This window comes from Nocardioides sp. (genome assembly GCA_037045645.1).
In the GTDB taxonomy this organism is placed as follows: domain Bacteria; phylum Actinomycetota; class Actinomycetes; order Propionibacteriales; family Nocardioidaceae; genus Nocardioides.
Map to the genome: position 1 here is coordinate 920,494 of JBAOIH010000001.1, position 13,640 is coordinate 934,133.

Consider the following 13,640-nt stretch of genomic DNA (forward strand, 5'->3'; position numbering starts at 1 on the left):
GCGTCTACTGGGCCTTCTCGCCCCGCGCGGCCTTCTCGGCGGTCGTACGCACGCGCGTCTCGCGGGTCTCGGGCCGCTTGGCCAACACGATCCACGTCAGGATCAGCTTGCGCGCCGAAGGCGACCACGAGTCCCAGTGTTCGCGCGCGCCCGGGTGCGCGTCGAAAGCCGCGTCCAGATCGCCGGGCACGATCAGGTCCTCGACAGCGTCCATCAGGGTCCACATCCCCGAGGCCTTCGCTTCAGCGACTGCGGCCTCGCCGGCCGGCTCCATCAGTCCGGCTGACTCCAACTCGGCGATCCGGCCCTAGTTGATGCGCGTCCAGACGCTGCCCTTGCGGCGCGGCGAGAACCACAACATCGACCGCTGTTCGTCGACCGGCTTCTGCGTGGAGTCGACCCAGCCGAACCGCAACGCCTGTCGTACGGCCTGCTCGTAGGTCACGGGTCGCTCGGCTGCTCGTCGCGGGCTCACCAGCCAGACGCCGGTGGGTTGACTGTGATGGGCCGCTAGCCAGTCCGTCCACTCGCTCTCGTGACGAGGTTCCACGCGTTCGGCGTCATCCATCACACCCACGCGTCAGACTGTGTCAGATCCCTATGGCCGGACTCACGTCCTACTCGGCGGCGCCACGCGTTAGCATCGGTCACGCACAGCGTCGTGCGTCCGATCTCGATCGAGCCGATACCTCAAGGACCCCGCTGTGACCGCAGAGACCAACGCCGCAAAGCGCCCCGTCGTACTGATTGCCGAGGAGCTCAGCCCCGCCACCGTCGAGGCGCTTGGCCCCGACTTCGACATCGTGCACTGCAACGGCGCCGACCGCGCCGAACTGCTTCCCGCGATCGCCGAGGTTGACGCGATCTTGATTCGTTCCGCGACCAAGGTCGACGCAGAGGCACTGGCCGCCGCTAAGCGCCTGAAGGTCGTCGCGCGCGCCGGTGTCGGGCTGGACAACGTCGACGTCAAGGCCGCCACCCAGCACGGTGTGATGGTCGTCAACGCGCCCACCTCCAACATCGTCAGTGCCGCAGAGCTCGCCGTCGCGCTGATGCTGGCTGCGGCCCGCCACATCAGCCCGGCCCACGCGGCCTTGCGCAACGGCGAGTGGAAGCGGTCGAAGTACAACGGCATCGAACTCTTCGAGAAGACGCTCGGCATCGTCGGCCTGGGCCGCATCGGCGTCCTGGTCGCACAGCGGCTCGCGGCCTTCGGTATGGAGGTCATCGCGTACGACCCCTACGTCCAGCCCGGTCGCGCCGCGCAGATGGGCGTACGCCTCGTCGACCTCGACACGCTGCTCGCCGAGTCGGACTTCATCTCGGTGCACCTGCCCAAGACGCCCGAGACCAGCGGCCTGATCGGCGCGGACCAGCTCGCCAAGGCCAAGTCCTCGCTGGTGCTGGTCAACGCCGCTCGTGGCGGCATCGTCGACGAAGACGCCCTCTATGACGCGCTCAAGACGGGCGGGATCGCTGCCGCCGGGCTTGACGTATTCGCCACCGAGCCGTGCACCGACAGCCCGCTCTTCGAGTTGGAGAACGTCGTCGCCACGCCCCACCTGGGCGCCTCCACGGACGAGGCGCAGGAGAAGGCTGGTGTCTCGGTCGCGCGCTCGGTGCGCCTGGCGCTCTCGGGTGAACTCGTCCCGGACGCGGTCAATGTGCAAGGCGGTGTGATTGCCGAAGACGTACGCCCGGGGGTTCCGCTGACTGAAAAGCTCGGCCGGGTCTTCACCGGTCTGGCCGGCGAGGTCGCCCAGCAACTCGATGTCGAGGTGCGTGGCGAGATCACCGACTTCGACGTCAAGGTGCTCGAGCTCGCCGCGCTCAAGGGTGTCTTCTCCGACGTGGTCGAAGACCAGGTGTCCTACGTCAACGCCCCGTTGCTCGCCGCCGAGCGGGGGACAGCCGTACGCCTGATCGCCGATCCGGAGAGCCCGGACCACCGCAACCTGATCACGATCCGAGGCACTCTCGCCGACGGTCAGCAGATCTCGGTCAGCGGCACGCTGGTCGGGATCAACCAGCGGGAGCGGATCGTCGAGGTCAACGGCTTCGACGTCGACCTGGAGCCGACCGAGCACCTGGCGTTCTTCCGCTATTCGGATCGTCCCGGCATGGTCGGCACGCTGGGCCGCATCCTCGGCGAGGCCGAGGTCAACATCGCGGGCATGCAGGTCGCGCGTGATGGCAAGGGCGGTTCCGCCCTGGTCGCGCTTTCGGTCGACTCGGCGATCGATGCCGAGGTGCTCGACGAGATCAGCACCGCGATCGAGGCCGAGTCGGTGCGCGCGATCGACCTGGACTGAGCCGGCCATTCCGCGGGTTGAGCGGACTCAGGTCCGCTCAACCCCCGGCGAGCCGGGGGCTGAGCGGACAAACCGGGGGCTGAGCCGGGCCGTCACGCCACCAAGATTCGGCCAGTAGGCCGATCCAGCTGACCGGCCGAGCCGTCGATCACCTGCGCCCAGGCGCGAGCGATCCGGCGTACGGCCTCCTCCAACTCGTCCGCCGGGCGCACCCAGGGAATCCGGACGTGCTCGTTCAGCCCGCCTTCGGGCGCGAACACCGGACCGGCCGCGAACGCCACCCCTGCTAACTCGGCCTGCGCGGCGATGTCGGTGCCGACGTGCCGTGGCAGTCGGCACCACAGCGCCAGGCCTCCGTCGGGCACCCGGAAGGACCACTCGGGCAGGTGCGTACGCACCGCCGACACCAAGGCGTCTCGTTGCTCGCGCAAGCGGGCTCGGTTGCCCTCGACCACCTCGGGGTGGCGGGTCAGCAGGGCGGTGAGGACGAGTTGTTCGAGCACGGGCGCACCGAGGTCGATGCCGACGCGGGCTTTGACCAGGCGGTCCATCACGTCGTGCGGTGCCCGGATCCAACCCAGCCGCAGACCACCCCAGTGCGACTTGCTGGCGCTGCCGATCGTGATCGCCTCGGGCGCATACGACGCAAAGGGCGGTGGCATCGCGACGCCCAACCCCAGTTGCTGGTGTGCTTCGTCGATCACCGGGCGGACGCCATGTCGGGTCAACCGCGCAGCGAGCTCGGCCCGCGCCTCGTCTGCCAGCAAGAGCCCGGTGGGGTTCTGGAAGTCCGGGATCAGGTACGCCAGTCGCGGCTTGGTGTCGGCGGCCGTCTTCACCAGGGCATCGAGATCCCAGCCGTCATCATCGACTACCGCGGCGGCGATCCGGGCACCTGCCGAACTCAGGGCGCGGGTCGCGTTGGGATAGGTCGGTGCCTCGACCAACACCCGGTCGCGGGTCCCGGTCAGTGCATGCGCGACGATCGACGACGCCGCCAAGGCTCCTGGAGTCACCATGATCTGGCCCGGTGAGGTGGGCAGCCCCCGAGCCTCGTACGCCGCCGCGATCGCGGCCTGCGCCACGGGCAGTCCGAGTGGGTAGTAGCCCTGACCCCCGAGATAGGCAGGCAGATCCTCCATCGCCTCGGCGTACGCCTCCGCCAGTCCGGGCGGGGCTGACGTGGCGGCGCAGTTGAGGTCGATCAGATCGTCGCGATCACCCAGCGGCAACAGTGCCCGGTCGTGGGCGCGCTCGCGCCCACCGGGGACCCGGGTGAACGTGCCTGCGCCTTGGCGGGCTTCGGCATAGCCGGATTCGCGCAAGGTGACGTACGCCCGGGTCGCGGTGGTCCGCGACACCCCCAGCGCTTCGGCGAGATCGCGCTCGCTGGGCAGGCGTACACCCAACCCAACCCGGCCGTCGCCGATCACCACGCGCAGCGCGTCGGCGAGTCCGGCGTACGCGGGGGAGCGAGTGAAGTCGCCGATCAGGGAAGCGGCGCGGGCGGCACTGAGGGACTTCATCAGGCCACCATCTCAGAATTGGCTATTTCGTGGAAGGCCAATCTTGGGTGATCATCGGAGAGTGACTACCCCGACCGTCTCCCTCACCGATCTCGGACCCGTCGCCCAACTGCGTGCCGGGCGCCTGGGTCGGAGGCTGCCGCAGTTGTTCCTCGGCCTGGTGCTGTACGGCGTCTCGATGGCGTTCATGGTGCGTTCGGCGCTCGGGACGATGCCCTGGGATGTGCTGCACTGGGGTCTGGCACGCAACGTGCCGTTCTCATTCGGGCAGATCGTGATCGGCTTGTCGTTCTTGATCCTGCTGCTGTGGATCCCGCTGCGCGAGGTGCCCGGCCTGGGCACCATCGCCAACTCGATCGTGATCGGCCTCGCCGCCGACGCGACCCTCAGTCTCGTAGACGCGCCATCAGGTTGGCTGGCGAGGATCGCCCTTCTGCTGGTCGCGATCTTCCTCAACGGTGTGGCGACGGCGTCCTACATCGGGGCGCAGTTCGGCCGCGGTCCGCGCGACGGACTGATGACCGGCCTCGCGCGGGTGACGGGTCACTCGATCCGGCTCGTACGCACGGTGCTGGAGGTCGTCGTCGTACTCATCGGCCTAGCGCTCGGGGGAGTGCTCGGCGTGGGCACGATCCTCTATGCGTTGGCCATCGGGCCGCTGACGCAACTGATGCTGCCGTGGTTCCTGGTCGAGTTGGACGTGCCCGGGGGCCAGGTGCCGCAGCCCGCGGTGACACAAGAAGCGATCTGAGCTAACGCCGGGTCGCGATCAGCGTCGCGGCGTCGGGCGCCACCATCACCTCGACAGCGGTGAAGCGCTCATCGGTCAGCCACTGCTCGCGCAAGATGTCGACGCGGCCGTACGAGATCGGCGGCCACGACTCGCACGGGGTGAAGTCGTCGAGCACCACGAGCCCGCCGGGCTCCACCAGGTCGGCGACCTTGTCGACGCCCACGGACTCCGGGTCACCCGAGTCCATGAAGAGCAGTGAGAACGGGCCACGGTCTTGCAGCATCGACCAGTCGGCTTTGAGCACCTCGACCTGGTCGTCGTCGGCGAAGATCTGGGCGGCGGCGTCGGCCAGGCGTTCATCGAGTTCGGCGGTAAGGATCTTGGCGTTGCCATTCACGCCCGAGCGCAGCCAGGCCGTGCCGACGCCGGTGCCGGTGCCGAACTCGGCCATCGTGCCGGTGCGGGTCGCGGCTAGGGTCGCCAGCAGGCGACCGGTTTCGTTGCGGCAGAACGAGACGAAGCCGGCTCGTCGCGTCACGTCGAAGGCGCGCGACACGATCTCGGGCAGTTCCTGGGGCGCGCTCATCCGTCGAGTCTTTCATGTTGAGCGGCGCGTCTCAGGATGCGAACTCTTGCGGAACGCGGCTGACAGACCGCGGAGCCAGGCGTACAGTCGCCGCATCATGCGGAGCGTGTTCGTACTTATTGAACGCCGCGGCGAGGCTCGCTAAGACCGGGCCACCTCGTCGCGGGTTCGGCGTACGCCGCGACAGGCCTGGTCTCCTTCTCGTCAGATCTCCTTCTGACACCAGCCTTTGTTGGAGTCCTCCGATGTATGACATGTATCCCGACGCCTGGGGCCCTGCGGCCCACAACCCCGACAACCCGTACTCGTACGAGAGCGTCCAGGCCCGGCTTGATGCGCGAGACGCGTCAGCACCGCGGCCCGACGACAACTAGGTTCTCGGTTCATGACCTCCTCTGATCTTTCGCAAAGCTTCGACCGATATCCGGCTCGCCGTCATCCCTGGCGACGGGATCGGTCAGGAAGTCACCGCCGAAGCACTCAAGGTGCTTGACGCCGTGACCTCCTCCGCCCTCTCGGACGTGAAGTTCGCACCTACTCGTTATGACCTCGGCGCGGAGCGTTACCTCGCCACCGGTGAGGTGCTGCCCGAGTCGGTGCTCGCGGAGATCAAGGACCACGACGCGATCCTGCTCGGCGCAGTGGGCGGCAAGCCCAACGACCCCAATCTGCCTCCGGGGATCCTGGAGCGGGGCCTCTTGCTGAAGCTGCGGTTCGAGCTCGATCACTACGTCAACCTGCGCCCCTCGAAGATCTATCCGGGCGTCACGTCACCCCTGTCCGCACAGACGCTGGGTGACACCGAGGTCGACTTCGTCGTGGTCCGGGAGGGGACCGAAGGGCCTTACACCGGCAACGGTGGCGCGCTTCGGGTCGGCACGCCGGCCGAAGTCGCCACCGAGGTCAGCGTCAACACGGCGTACGGCGTCGAGCGAGTCGTGCGGGATGCGTACGCCCGGGCGCAACGCCGCCCCCGCAAGCACCTCACCCTGGTGCACAAGACCAACGTGCTGGTGCACGCGGGGTCGGTGTGGTGGCGGCTGTTCGAGCAGGTCGGTGCGGAATACCCCGACGTGACGACCGACTACATGCACATCGACGCCGCCATGATCCACATGACGACCAACCCCGGCCGCTTCGACGTGATCGTCACCGACAACCTCTTCGGCGACATCATCACCGACCTTGCCGCCGCGATCACGGGCGGGATCGGACTGGCGGCGTCGGGCAACGTGAACCCCGATAAGACCTTCCCGTCGATGTTCGAGCCGGTTCACGGCTCAGCCCCAGACATCGCCGGTCAGCAGATCGCCGACCCGACCGCCGCGATCCTCTCGACCTCCTTGCTGCTCGACCACCTCGGCTTCGCCGATGCGGCCACCGCCGTCGAGGAGGCCGTCCTTGCCGACCTCACCGAGCGTGCCCCGGGCAGCACCCGGCGTACGTCCGAGGTCGGCGACGCGATCGCGTCCCGCTTGGCCTAGGAATCACCCCGAGCCCACCGCGGCAGTGCTGGCCGAACTGCGCTCTGACTCGGTCGGTCGAGCGGAGTCGAGACCAAACCGACCCGTTAGGTTGAACACATGGACATCAGCATCACCCGCACCGAGTCCCCGGTCGATCCCGCCGCGCGCGCGGAGATCCTGGCCAACCCCGGTTTCGGCAACCACTTCACCAACCACATGTTCACTGTCGAGTGGACCCCCGATGCTGGCTGGCACGCCGCGCGGATCGAACCGTACGGCCCGCTCTCCCTCGATCCCGCGACCGCGGTCCTGCACTACGCGCAGGAGACGTTCGAGGGGATGAAGGCCTATCGTCACGACGACGACTCGATCTGGCTCTTTCGCCCCGACAAGAACGGTGAGCGGATGGCGCGATCCTCGCAGCGGCTGGCCTTCCCCGAGCTGCCGGTCGAGGACTTCGTGTCAGCTGTCGCCGCGCTCGTGGACGTCGATCGTGACTGGGTGCCTGGGAGCGAGGGTGAGAAGTCGCTGTATCTGCGGCCCTTCATGTTCGCCTCCGAGCGATTCTTGGGCGTACGCCCCTCCCAACACGTCACCTTCATGGTGATCGCCTCGCCCGCCGGGGCGTACTTCAAGGGCGGGGTCAAGCCGGTCACACTGTGGCTCTCCGAGCAGTTCACCCGTGCCGGCAAGGGCGGCATGGGGGCGGCGAAGACGGGCGGCAACTACGCGTCATCGTTGGCCGCGCAGCGGGAGGCGATGAGCCAGGGCTGCGACCAGGTGGTCTTCTTGGACGACCAGGAGTTCCGCTATATCGAGGAACTCGGCGGAATGAACCTCTTCTTCGTCCACGCCGACGGTCATATCGTCACACCAGAAACCGGCACGATCTTGGAGGGCATCACGCGCGCCTCGATCATCGAGCTCGCGGGCACGCTCGGTCACCGTGTCGAGGAGCGCAAATTCTCGATCGAGGAGTGGCGCGACGGCATCGCCTCGGGGGAGATCACCGAGATTTTCGCGTGCGGTACGGCCGCGGTCGTGACCCCTGTTGGCGCGCTCAAGTCACCCCACGGGGAGGTCGCCGCGCCAGTCTCAACCGATCTGACGATGAAGATCCGCGACTCACTGGTCGGGATGCAGTTCGGTCGGGTCGAGGACTCGTTCGGCTGGTTGCATCGCGTTGTCTGAACCTGCGTTGACTGATCCCGCGCAGCCGATGTCGGCTGGGGACTCCTAAGACACCAGCGCCTCGCGGTCTCTGCGCTCGTTCATGCGTACGGAGTCCGGCTCGGCCGGGCTGCTCGTGTGTGCCGCCCTGATCGCCTTGGTGTGGGCGAACTCGTCGTGGTCCGACACCTACGTCGACCCGTGGCAGACCGAGTTGTCGTTGCGTCTGGGCGACGGCGGCATCACGATGGATCTGCACCACTGGATCAACGACGGTCTGATGGTCGTGTTCTTCTTCGGCGTGCTGCGGAGGCCGCTGGTCGGCAGGGCCGGTTCTGGGACATGCACCAACGACTCTTCGAGCATCAGGAAGCACTGGCGTTCGATGACCTGCTCGCGCACGCGGCGGCACTGCAGCTGGACCTGGAACGCTTCGTGGACGACCTGGAGGACGAGCGCACAGAGCGCCTGGTCGCCCAACACGTCGAGAGTGCCGCAGCCAGTGGCGTACGAGGCACTCCGACCTTCTTCATCGGTGACCGCCGCCATGTCGGGCCGCACGACGCACGCACCCTGATCGCCGCCTTGGAGTCGCAGCGTCGCCGGCAAGCATGAGGTTTCTCTCGCGCACTGACATCCCGGCGTTCGGCAACCGCCCCGCCCCCCGCGGCACCGGCAACAAGGTCAAGGGCAACAAGGTCAAGGGCAACAAGGAAGGTCAGTGCCGCCGCATGTGATCGGGTTGCAGCCGACGTCCCAAGATCTGCACCCCCTCGCGGCTAATCTCTTCAGGTGGCCACCTTCCCGCCCGGTCCGCCTCCGGGGCTGACCGTCAACGGGTACGAATTGCTGACCCGCATCGGCGAGGGCGGCATGGGGGTCGTACACCTGGCCAGGCGTCCCGGTGGGACGCGGGTGGCGTTGAAGGTGCTGCGACCGCACATCATCGGCGGCGAGGAGGCACGTCAACGGTTGGCCCGTGAGGTCAACTCGTTGGCCCGCATCCAGTCTCGCTATGTCGCCGAGATCGTCGACGCCGATCCCTGGGGGGACATCCCCTACGTCGCGACGCGCTATGTCCCGGGTCTTTCGCTGCACGATTTCGTACGCGAGGAAGGGCCGATCACCGGCCCCGACCTCGACCACTTCGCGCGGTGCCTGGCCGAAGCGCTGGCCGCAGTGCACGCCCAAGGCGTGCTGCATCGCGACATCAAGCCGTCCAACGTGTTGATGGAGGGACGTACGCCGGTGCTGATCGACTTCGGCCTCGCCCGCGTCGCCGACGATCCGCGCCTGACTCACACGGGTTGGCTGCTGGGAACACCGGGCTATCTGGCGCCCGAGATCCTGTTCGGCGACGACGCTTCGACGGCATCGGACATCCACTCCTGGGCTGCGACAGTCGCGCTCGCGGGCACGGGCAGTCCGCCGTTCGGCCGCGGCCCTGCCGTTGCGGTGATGGATCGGGTGCGGCGGGGGGAGTACGTCCTCGACGGCCTGCCTCCGCGTTTGCGCGGAATCGTGGTCGCCTGCCTGGCGCCAGAGCCGACCGCTCGCCCCTCCTTGCCCGACCTGCGCGACGCGCTGCGGCTGCCCGAGTCGCCGTTCACCGCGCCCGTACGCCCGGTCGAGGCCGAGGACGTCTTCACCGCGCCCCTGGCCTTGGCGGCGTTGGCGGGGGCCACCGACAGCACTCAGGTCGAGCCGGACCACCATGAGTCGCACCGGCAAGAACCACAGGGTCGCGAGGACCAGTGGCGTGAGCCGAGGGGGCGCGAGTCGGCGTGGGGCGAGGAGCCCCGGCGCGAAGAACAATGGCCCGAGGATCGCTGGGCCGGCGACAGTTGGACCGATTCGTCGCCCGTCCACGAGCAGGAGTGGCCGACCGTCCCGGCGCAGCAACGCCACGATCCGACCACGCCCTACTGGCAGGACCACCATGGCTATCCGCCCGCTCCGGCGCCCCTCCCCGCGCCGCACCGCGCTCGGCGTACGACTCTGTTCCTCGCGCTGACGGTGGTGATAGGGGCGCTCATCGCGGCGGTGCCGTACGTGATGAGCGCCGCCGCCATCATCGGCGCCTGGCTGCTGCGCAGCGGGTCGATCGCCGCCGAAGCCGCGAGTGCGCGCCGCGAACTGCGGGGCCGACCGAGTTGGACCGACGGCCCGCGCGTGCTGATGGCAGCGCCGTGGCACCTGGTCCGGTCCATCCCCGGCACCCTGATGCTGGTCGTGTGGGGGATCGGGGTCGCGACCGCGGTGTGGCTCTTCGCGTTCGCTCTCAACCTGACGATGGCGCAGACGCTGCTGGCCTGCGGCACGACCTTCGCCGCAGCGCTGGGGCTCGGCCCGGGAGGACGACGCGTACGCGGCCCGCTCACCCGAGTCATCACGCCACTGTCCGCGTCGCCGCGTGGCTTCTTAATCGGACTCGCCGTCGTCGTCGCCGTGGGCACGATCGCCGCCTACGTCGCGTTGACCAGCGGACCGGACTGGACCCCGGGTAACGGGCGGCCTTTCGAGCACCTTGGTCTCACCGATCTGCTCCGCGGAATTCCCGGCTGAGGCGATGTGGCAGACTCGGCGGCGTGCAGCACCGAGTGATCATCATTCGCTAGCGCGTCGACCACCCTCGACGCGCAGACCTCTCGTACCCACGGGAGGTTTTTTCACGTCCGGAGCCGAAAAGAGAGACCCGATGGACCTGCAGGGCGCCTTCCACGTCTATGACACGACCCTGCGCGACGGCGCGCAGCAGGAGGGGTTGAACCTCTCCGTGGCCGACAAGCTCGCTATCGCGCGGCAACTCGACGGACTCGGTGTCGGCTTCATCGAAGGGGGCTGGCCGGGCGCGAACCCCAAGGACACCGAGTTCTTCCGGATCGCGCGCGACGAACTCCAGCTTGAGCACGCCCGACTGACCGCATTCGGCGCGACCCGGCGCGCAGGGGTCGCAGCGGCCGACGACCCGCTCGTCGCGGCGCTGCGTGACAGCGGCGCCTCGGTGGTGACCCTCGTGGCGAAGAGCCACGACCGGCACGTCGAGAAGGCGCTGCGTACGACGCTGGAAGAAAACCTCGCCATGGTGCGCGACACCGTCACCCACCTGCGCGCGGAGGGACAGTCGGTCTTCCTCGATGCCGAGCACTTCTTCGACGGCTATCGCGACAATCGCGACTACGCGCTGGAGGTGCTGCGGGTCGCGGCCGAAGCAGGCGCCGAGGTCGTGGCACTGTGCGACACCAACGGCGGCATGCTGCCGAGCTGGGTCGGCGACGTGGTGGGCGACGTGATCGCCTCGACGGGCGCGCGGGTGGGGATTCACTGCCACAACGACACCGGCTGTGCGGTCGCGAACACGCTCGCGGCGGTCGATGCGGGCGCGACTCACGTGCAGGGCACGATCAACGGGTACGGCGAACGTACGGGCAACGCCGACCTCGTCTCGGTGGTCGCCAACCTGGAGTTGAAGCTTCGACAAGCAGGTGCTGCCACAAGGGCTCTTGTCCGAAGCCACCCGGATCGCGCATGCGGTCGCCGAGGTCACCAACGTGCCGCCGTACGGTCGTCAACCGTACGTCGGCGCCTCGGCGTTCGCGCACAAGGCCGGGCTGCACGCGAGTGCGATCAAGGTCGACCCGGATCTCTATCAGCACATGGACCCACTCGGCGTCGGCAACGACATGCGCCTGCTCGTCTCCGACATGGCCGGCCGCGCGACCATCGAGCTGAAGGGTCGCGAACTGGGCTACGACCTGTCCGACGATCGCGAACTCGTCACCCGGATCACCACTCGGGTCAAGAACATGGAGCAGTCGGGCTACACCTTCGAGGCGGCCAACGCGTCATTCGAACTCCTGCTGGCCGAGGAGGTCGAGGGGCAGCGGCCGTCGTACTTCGACATCGAGTCCTGGCGCGTGGTCACCCACACCCCAGACGACCCGTCGGCCGAGGCGCTGTCGGACGCGACGGTGAAGGTACGCACCGGCGGTGAGCGCTATGTCGTCGCGGGAGAGGGCAACGGTCCGGTCAATGCGCTCGACCACGCCCTGCGTACGGCGCTGAGCCAGGCCTTCCCCGAGGTCGCGAAGTTCGAACTCATCGACTACAAGGTGCGCATCCAAGACACCTCGCACGGTACCGACGCGGTGACCCGCGTGCTGATCGAGACCTCCGACGGCGAGACCTCGTGGGTGACCGTCGGCGTCGGCCACAACGTCATCGAAGCTTCGTGGGAGGCGCTGGTGGACGGGCTGACGTTCGGCCTGCGCCGCCACGCCCGCTGAGTCAGCAGATATCCCCGCCGAGTCAGCAGGTCTTCCCGCCGAGTCATCAGATATCCCCGCCGAGTCAGCAGATATCCCCGCCGCAGCGCCCTACCGTGGGTGCATGGCGCAGTTGCACGACCTGACCTCCCTGGAGCAGGGCACAGCGATCAAGGACGGCGAGGTGTCGCCGATTGAGTTGGTACGCCACTACGCCGAGCGGGCCGACGAGGTCGGGGCGTACGTCACGCGCACCACCGAGCAAGCGGTCGAACACGCGCAACGACTGGGATCGCGCCCGGCCGACGCGGGCCCGTTGTGGGGTGTGCCGACGGCGATCAAGGACCTCAACGCGACGCGTGGAGTGCGTACGACCTTCGGTTCCGCGATCTGGCGCGACTTCGTGCCGGCGTACGACGACCACGTCGTGACGAAGATCGAATCGGCAGGACTCATCAGCCTCGGCAAGACCAACACCCCGGAGTTCGGCTCGCCCTGCTACACCGAACCTGAAGTTGCACCGCCGGCCGTCACGCCATGGGATCGCACCCGGATGGCAGGCGGGTCGTCAGGGGGCGCAGCGGCGGCAGTGGCGGCTGGCCTGGCGCCGATCGCCCAAGGCTCCGACGGCGGGGGCTCGATCAGGATTCCTGCATCATGCTGCGGGATCGTCGGCCTCAAGCCCAGCCGGGGGCGCGTCTCCAGCGGCCCCCTCTTTGGCGAGCCGGTGGGCTTGTCCACCAACGGCCCGTTGGGGCGTACGGTCCGCGATGTGGCGGCGTTCCTCGACGTGATGGCCGGCCCCGTCGTCGGTGATCCGTTCTGGGCGTCGCCGGGGGACTTTCTCCCGGCGTGCGAGCGGGAACCGGGACGGCTGCGGATCGCAAGATTCATCGAACCGGTGATCGCGGACGTCGAGATCCACCCCGAGGTGGTGCGTGCATACGACGACACCAGTGTGCTGCTGGCCTCCCTCGGACACGAGGTCGTCGACATCGAGGTGCCGATGTCGCGCGAGGCAGTGCCGGTCTTCGAGACCTGTTGGAGCGTGCTGACCGCGCTTTCGGTGCGACCCGGCGACGAGGAGTTCGTACGCCCGCTCACGCGATGGCTGGCCGAGCGGGGGCATCGGGTCAGCGGACCCGAGTTCGGTCTTGCCCTTGGAGAGATGCGCCGGTTTGCGGCGGGTGCTTTGCAGGCGCTGGCTGCGTACGACGCGGTGCTGACCCCGACCATCGCCCAGCCGCCGCCGAGGGTCGGCGCGTTGCGCAACGACGAGGATCCGGAGGCCGACTTCGAGGCGCAGAAGGCACTCACGCCCTGGACCTCAGCCTGGAACGTCACGGGGATGCCCGCGATCTCGCTGCCGTTGCACTGGACGCCGGACGGGCTGCCGGTGGGGGTCATGCTGGCCGCCCGACCCGCTGAGGAGGAGCTGTTGCTGGCCCTGGCCACTCAGGTCGAGCAGGCGGTCGGTGGGTTCACCGGTCGTACGCCTCCAGGCTGGTGAGTCAGCAGCTATTCCCGCCGAGTCGGCAGCTATTCCCGCCGAGTCGGCAGCTATTCCCGCCGAGTCAGCAGA

The 13,640-nt window shown here is 68.2% G+C and carries 14 protein-coding genes and 1 pseudogene; 10 read left to right on the top strand and 5 right to left on the bottom strand.

Annotation, left to right across the window (positions count from 1 at the left end):
* Nucleotides 1-4: 4 nt before the first annotated feature.
* Both V9G04_04435 and V9G04_04440 read right to left on the bottom strand, forming a co-directional pair.
* Nucleotides 5-292 carry a YdeI/OmpD-associated family protein gene (locus V9G04_04435; GenBank protein ID MEI2712549.1) on the bottom strand — a complete coding sequence of 96 codons (288 nt, stop codon included), beginning with the start codon at nucleotides 290-292 and terminating at the stop codon, nucleotides 5-7.
* A 15-nt stretch (nucleotides 293-307) separates the two neighbouring features.
* Nucleotides 308-577, bottom strand: a complete 270-nt coding sequence (locus V9G04_04440; GenBank protein MEI2712550.1) for a hypothetical protein — start codon at nucleotides 575-577, stop codon at nucleotides 308-310.
* Nucleotides 578-704: 127 nt separating this feature from the next.
* On the opposite strand from V9G04_04440, the gene serA reads away from it, so the two are divergent.
* Nucleotides 705-2,312: a phosphoglycerate dehydrogenase gene (gene serA / locus V9G04_04445; GenBank protein MEI2712551.1), complete on the top strand. Its 1,608-nt coding sequence runs from the start codon at nucleotides 705-707 to the stop codon at nucleotides 2,310-2,312.
* A 92-nt stretch (nucleotides 2,313-2,404) separates the two neighbouring features.
* Here the strand turns inward: serA and V9G04_04450 are convergent, their stop codons facing one another.
* The gene (locus V9G04_04450; GenBank protein ID MEI2712552.1) at nucleotides 2,405-3,838 is read right to left on the bottom strand and encodes a PLP-dependent aminotransferase family protein; all 1,434 of its coding nucleotides are present in this window, start codon (nucleotides 3,836-3,838) and stop codon (nucleotides 2,405-2,407) included.
* A 61-nt stretch (nucleotides 3,839-3,899) separates the two neighbouring features.
* Here V9G04_04450 and V9G04_04455 point away from each other — a divergent pair, with 61 nt between their 5' ends.
* Nucleotides 3,900-4,589 (top strand): hypothetical protein, encoded by a 690-nt coding sequence (locus V9G04_04455; GenBank protein MEI2712553.1) that lies wholly within the window; start codon nucleotides 3,900-3,902, stop codon nucleotides 4,587-4,589.
* A 1-nt stretch (nucleotide 4,590) separates the two neighbouring features.
* On the opposite strand, the gene V9G04_04460 is transcribed toward V9G04_04455, so the two are convergent.
* Nucleotides 4,591-5,157, bottom strand: a complete 567-nt coding sequence (locus V9G04_04460) for a class I SAM-dependent methyltransferase (protein MEI2712554.1) — start codon at nucleotides 5,155-5,157, stop codon at nucleotides 4,591-4,593.
* Between the two features lie 245 nt (nucleotides 5,158-5,402).
* Here V9G04_04460 and V9G04_04465 point away from each other — a divergent pair, with 245 nt between their 5' ends.
* The 3 genes from V9G04_04465 (at nucleotide 5,403) to V9G04_04475 (ending at nucleotide 7,814) form a co-directional block, all read left to right on the top strand.
* On the top strand, nucleotides 5,403-5,531 hold the full coding sequence (locus V9G04_04465; protein ID MEI2712555.1) for a hypothetical protein: 129 nt from the start codon (nucleotides 5,403-5,405) through the stop codon (nucleotides 5,529-5,531).
* A 48-nt stretch (nucleotides 5,532-5,579) separates the two neighbouring features.
* Nucleotides 5,580-6,641: a 3-isopropylmalate dehydrogenase gene (locus V9G04_04470; GenBank protein MEI2712556.1), complete on the top strand. Its 1,062-nt coding sequence runs from the start codon at nucleotides 5,580-5,582 to the stop codon at nucleotides 6,639-6,641.
* A gap of 99 nt (nucleotides 6,642-6,740) precedes the next feature.
* Nucleotides 6,741-7,814, top strand: coding sequence for a branched-chain amino acid aminotransferase (locus tag V9G04_04475; GenBank protein MEI2712557.1), 1,074 nt, complete (start codon nucleotides 6,741-6,743; stop codon nucleotides 7,812-7,814).
* A 45-nt stretch (nucleotides 7,815-7,859) separates the two neighbouring features.
* Here the strand turns inward: V9G04_04475 and V9G04_04480 are convergent, their stop codons facing one another.
* Entirely contained in the window at nucleotides 7,860-7,982 is a 123-nt protein-coding gene (locus V9G04_04480; protein MEI2712558.1) for a hypothetical protein, read from the bottom strand.
* A 12-nt stretch (nucleotides 7,983-7,994) separates the two neighbouring features.
* Here V9G04_04480 and V9G04_04485 point away from each other — a divergent pair, with 12 nt between their 5' ends.
* From V9G04_04485 to V9G04_04505, 5 genes and pseudogenes are all read left to right on the top strand, one after another.
* Nucleotides 7,995-8,408, top strand: coding sequence for a DsbA family protein (locus tag V9G04_04485; GenBank protein ID MEI2712559.1), 414 nt, complete (start codon nucleotides 7,995-7,997; stop codon nucleotides 8,406-8,408).
* Nucleotides 8,405-8,530 carry a hypothetical protein gene (locus V9G04_04490; GenBank protein ID MEI2712560.1) on the top strand — a complete coding sequence of 42 codons (126 nt, stop codon included), beginning with the start codon at nucleotides 8,405-8,407 and terminating at the stop codon, nucleotides 8,528-8,530. Before V9G04_04485 ends, V9G04_04490 begins: the two co-directional genes overlap by 4 nt.
* Nucleotides 8,531-8,585: 55 nt before the next feature.
* On the top strand, nucleotides 8,586-10,358 hold the full coding sequence (locus tag V9G04_04495; protein ID MEI2712561.1) for a serine/threonine-protein kinase: 1,773 nt from the start codon (nucleotides 8,586-8,588) through the stop codon (nucleotides 10,356-10,358).
* A gap of 133 nt (nucleotides 10,359-10,491) precedes the next feature.
* Nucleotides 10,492-12,079: pseudogene (gene cimA, locus V9G04_04500) on the top strand (citramalate synthase).
* Between the two features lie 103 nt (nucleotides 12,080-12,182).
* Nucleotides 12,183-13,568, top strand: coding sequence for an amidase (locus tag V9G04_04505; GenBank protein ID MEI2712562.1), 1,386 nt, complete (start codon nucleotides 12,183-12,185; stop codon nucleotides 13,566-13,568).
* Nucleotides 13,569-13,640: the final 72 nt, after the last annotated feature.